Consider the following 380-nt stretch of genomic DNA (forward strand, 5'->3'; position numbering starts at 1 on the left):
GTGCTGACATAATCTTATATCGTTTTTTTCTTTTTTTTATTTAGTTAATTAGAGAGTTTTTGAATTCTTTTTGCTCTTTTAACCAAGCATTAAATTCTTCTTCAGTTTCAACAACAATCTTCATTTGCATGTTGTAATGAGACTTTCCACAAATTTTATTACAAATAAGTAAGTAATCAAACTCATAGCGTTCTAATGGGTCTTCACCTTTAGCAACTAATTTTTTACTTTTTTCAACTCTAATTTCATTAATATTTTTAACCTTGTCTTGAATTTCAAGTGTAGCACGCATTTCTTCAGTAGTTTTTGAGGGCGTAAAACCAAACTGTGTAATCATACCAGGAACACAGTTCATTTGGGCTCTAAAATGTGGCATGTAA

At 29.7% G+C, this 380-nt stretch carries 1 pseudogene; it reads right to left on the reverse strand.

From position 1 onward, the window contains the following. Positions 1–40: 40 nt before the first annotated feature. Positions 41–380: pseudogene (locus FUA24_RS02910) on the reverse strand (cytochrome c oxidase subunit II); the annotation flags it as partial.

The sequence above is a fragment of the Seonamhaeicola marinus genome, assembly GCF_008085455.1.